Origin of the sequence: Bradyrhizobium uaiense, assembly GCF_010811875.1 — a bacterium.
Classification (GTDB): Bacteria; Pseudomonadota; Alphaproteobacteria; order Rhizobiales; family Xanthobacteraceae; genus Bradyrhizobium; species Bradyrhizobium uaiense.
In genome coordinates this window covers 1-3,737 of sequence record NZ_VKHP01000422.1, presented here as the reverse complement: position 1 = coordinate 3,737, position 3,737 = coordinate 1, and the positions used below count along the sequence as shown (strand labels likewise).

Annotated in this window: 4 protein-coding genes and 1 pseudogene; 2 read left to right on the top strand and 3 right to left on the bottom strand. The window is 63.9% G+C overall.

Translation table 11 applies throughout. The features are described from left to right. Nucleotides 1-181: 181 nt before the first annotated feature. From FNJ47_RS45135 to FNJ47_RS45125, 3 genes are all read right to left on the bottom strand, one after another. A complete protein-coding gene (locus tag FNJ47_RS45135; RefSeq protein WP_163163121.1) occupies nucleotides 182-1,156 on the bottom strand; it encodes an NADPH:quinone oxidoreductase family protein in 975 nt (324 codons plus the stop codon). Beyond that, a complete protein-coding gene (locus FNJ47_RS45130) occupies nucleotides 1,156-1,767 on the bottom strand; it encodes a 2-hydroxychromene-2-carboxylate isomerase (RefSeq protein ID WP_163163119.1) in 612 nt (203 codons plus the stop codon). Before FNJ47_RS45130 ends, FNJ47_RS45135 begins: the two co-directional genes overlap by 1 nt. A gap of 100 nt (nucleotides 1,768-1,867) precedes the next feature. Then, nucleotides 1,868-2,572 carry a glutathione binding-like protein gene (locus FNJ47_RS45125; RefSeq protein ID WP_163163123.1) on the bottom strand — a complete coding sequence of 235 codons (705 nt, stop codon included), beginning with the start codon at nucleotides 2,570-2,572 and terminating at the stop codon, nucleotides 1,868-1,870. Between the two features lie 99 nt (nucleotides 2,573-2,671). On the opposite strand from FNJ47_RS45125, the gene FNJ47_RS45120 reads away from it, so the two are divergent. Next, nucleotides 2,672-3,649 carry a methionine synthase gene (locus FNJ47_RS45120; RefSeq protein ID WP_163163116.1) on the top strand — a complete coding sequence of 326 codons (978 nt, stop codon included), beginning with the start codon at nucleotides 2,672-2,674 and terminating at the stop codon, nucleotides 3,647-3,649. Beyond that, nucleotides 3,613-3,737, top strand: a pseudogene (locus tag FNJ47_RS54935) (competence/damage-inducible protein A); the annotation flags it as partial. The gene FNJ47_RS45120 and the pseudogene FNJ47_RS54935, both read left to right, overlap by 37 nt.

Sequence of the window (3,737 nt, the reverse complement as noted above, 5' to 3'; positions counted from 1 at the left end):
CTCTTCTAACCCCATCAGGTGGCGGCCTTGCGTCGACCCCGTACAGAAGCGAGACCCCGGCGAGTGGACAACGCAAAAAGGGATTGACTGATCGAGGCCCGTTACAGAAGCGAAGCGTAATCCACCGCTTCTCGGCAGACGCGGCGGGTTACGCCTTACGGCTAACCCGCCCTACGCACCTCTATCGCATCATCAACGCCACACGGCCGATGGCCTTGCGTTCGATCAAGAGCCGCATCGCTTTCGCGTAGTCCTCCAGCGGCAGCCGGTGCGAGATATTCGGCCGCACCCGGCCCGCCTCGGCCCATTCGCTCAGCGCCCTGATCCTGACCTCGCCGAGCGCGGGGTCCTTGCGCACCGCCTCGCCGGCGCGAACGCCGAGCACGCTCGCGCCCTTGATCATCAAGAGATTGGTGCGGGCGAGACCGATGCCGCCGGTGAAGCCGACGACGAGAATCCGCGCACCCCAGTTGATGCAGCGCATCGAGTTCTCGAACACCTCGCCGCCGACGGGATCGAACACGACGTCGGCGCCGCGTCCGTCGGTGAGGCGCTTGACGGCGTCACGGAACGGCTCGCGCGCATAGAGCACGAGATGATCCGCGCCACGCTGTTTGGCAATCGCAAGCTTCTCCTCGGATGAGGCCGCCGCGATCACGGTGGCGCCGAGCAGCTTGCCGATCTCGACCGCGGCAAGCCCGACGCCGCCGCCGGCGCCATGCACCAGCAGCACCTCGCCCGGCTTGATCTGCCCGCGATCGATCAGCGCGTGATACGCCGTGCCGTGCGCGGCAAGGAAAGTCGCGCCTTCGGCATAGTCGAAAGTCGACGGCACCGGCACGAGCTGCGACGGCACGGCGACCGTCTCATCGCAATAGGCGCCGAAGCGCATCTTGACGATGACCTTGTCGCCGACCGCGACACCGGCAGCATCATTAAGCTCGACGACATCGCCGGCGGCTTCCGAGCCCGGCGTGAACGGCAGCGGCGGCTTGAGCTGGTACTCGCCAGCAGCCATCAGGATGTCGGGGAAATTGATCCCGGCGGCACGGATCGCGACGCGCACCTGCCCCGGCTGCAGCGGCACCGAAGCAAAATTCTCGAGCTGAAGGCGCTCGGGCGGGCCGAGCTCGCGGCAAACGACGGCTTTCGGCATCAGGCGGCTCGCGCCTTGAGACGTGCCAGCGCCTCGCGGATCAGCGGCAGGCGGTCATTGCCGAAATACATGTCGGTCTTGTCGAGATAGATCGTGGGAGAGCCGAAGCCGCCGCGCGCCATCACTTCTTCGGTGTTGGCCTTGAGCTGGTCCTTGATCGCCTGGTCGCCGATACCGGCCAAGAACTGCGCCGGATCGATCCCGAGCTTGGTGCAGATCTCGGTCAGCACCGCATCCTGCGAGATATCCTTGTCGTCACCCCAATAAGCCTCGAACACCGCGCGCGCGAACGGCACCATCTTCTCGTCGCCCAGAAGGATGCAGCCACGCATCGCCTTGACGCTGTTCACCGGAAACACCGTCGGCGGCATCTTGATCGCAAGGCCGGCCGAGCGCGCCCAGTCGGCGAGATCCTTCTTCATGTAGCGCGCCTTCAACGGCACCGGCGTCTCGCGCTGCGCGTAGACCGACGGATTGACGGTGTTGAAGATGCCGCCGACCAGGATCGGCCGCCAGGTGATATCAGCATCGAACTCCTTCGCGATCGGCTGGATGTTGTGCCAGGCGAGGTAAGTCCACGGGCTGGAACAGTCGAAGAAGAATTCGATCATGGCGTTTCCCTTTGTCTTTTCCTTTATTCATTCTCGTCATTCCCAGATGCGCCGCAAGGTGCAGCCATCGCGACTGTGTCGCGCCGCGGAATAACGGACATCATTTCTTCTCGACCAGCTCCTTCGCACGCTGCCCGAACATGTTCTTGCGTGATTCCTCGTCGAACGGCTCCTTGACGAATTTTCCGATCGCAAGCCCCGCCTGCACCTGCGGGCGGGCGCGCACGGTCGCGTACCAGCGCTTGATATGCGGGTAGTCGTCGAGGGTGAAGCCCTGCGCCTTGTGGGTCATGGTCCAGGGGAAGCAGGCGATGTCGGCGATCGAATAATCGTCGCCGGCGATATAGGCGCCGGTCTTGCCGAGCTGGCGGTCGAGCACGCCGTAGAGCCGCGCCGTCTCGTCGCGGTAGCGCTCGATCGCGTAGGGAATCTTCTCGGCGGCATAGAGCGCGAAATGGCCGTGCTGGCCGAGCATCGGCCCGAGCCCGCTCATCTGCCACATCACCCATTGGATGACGTTCGATCGCGCACGCAACTCGCTGGACAGGAAGCGGCCGGCCTTGTCGGCGAGATACATCAGGATCGCGCCGGTCTCGAACACCGAGAACGGTCCGCCGCCGTCGGAAGGCTGATGGTCGACGATCGCGGGAATGCGGTTGTTCGGGCTGATCGCCAGGAATTCAGGCCGAAACTGCTCGCCGGCGCGGATGTTCACCGGGATCACCTGATAGGGCAGCCCCAGTTCCTCCAGCATGATCGAGATCTTCCAGCCGTTCGGCGTCGGCGCGTAGTGCAGGTCGATCATCGGCGTCCACTTCCCCATCACATAGACTTCTGTTGTTCTGTACCTCCACTCTAGGACATGGCACACAGGCGCTCAATCAGAACCCATCGGGAGGCACCCATGCTGTTTCCAACCACGATCGCAGGCTCGCTGCCGAAGCCGGAATGGCTCGCCGAACCGAATATGCTGTGGGCACCCTGGAAATCGGAAGGCGCCGAGCTTGCCCGCGCCAAGCGCGACGCCACTGTGCTTGCGGTCAAGCTGCAGGAGGATGCCGGCGTCGACATCGTCACCGAGGGCGAGCAGGCGCGTCAGCACTTCGTGCACGGTTTTCTGGAGCGGATCGAGGGCATCGATTTCGCCCACAAGGTCGAGATGGGCATCCGCAAGGACCGCTACAAAGCGATGGTGCCGCAGGTGGTCGCGCCGTTGCAGCTCAAGGGCCGCGTCCATGAAGGCGAAGCGCGCGCGGCGCGCGCCCACACCAGGAACAGGCTGAAGTTCACCCTGCCCGGCCCGATGACGATCATCGACACCATCGCCGACAAATATTACGGCGACCGCGTGAAGATGGCGTTCGCTTTCGCGGAGCTGTTGAACCAGGAAGCCAGGGCGTTGCAGGCCGACGGCGTCGACATGATCCAGTTCGACGAGCCTGCGTTCAACGTCTACATGGACGAGGTCCGCGACTGGGGCATCAAGGCGCTGGAGCGCGCCGCCGAAGGCCTCTCCTGCGCTACTGCCGTGCACATCTGCTACGGCTACGGCATCAAGGCCAACACCGACTGGAAGCAGACGCTCGGCGGCGAGTGGCGGCAGTATGAAGAGACCTTCCCGGTGATCGACAAGAGCACGATCCAGCAGGTTGCGATCGAATGCCGCAACTCGAAGGTGCCGATCGAGCTGCTCGCCGCACTGCCCGGCAAGATCGTGCAGGCCGGCGTGATCGACGTCGCCAGCGACGAAATCGAGACCCCGGAAGATGTCGTCAAGGTGATCGAGGCGGTGGCGAAGCACGTGCCGAAGGGCAACATCATCGCGACCACCAATTGCGGCATGGCGCCGATGCGCGGGAAGGCGATATCGGCGGCCCGTTAAGGGCGATCGCCGATGCCAATCCCGACACCATCATCGGCAGCTATCCGTTCCAGGACGAGAACCAGAAGCCGAACACCAATCTGGTGGT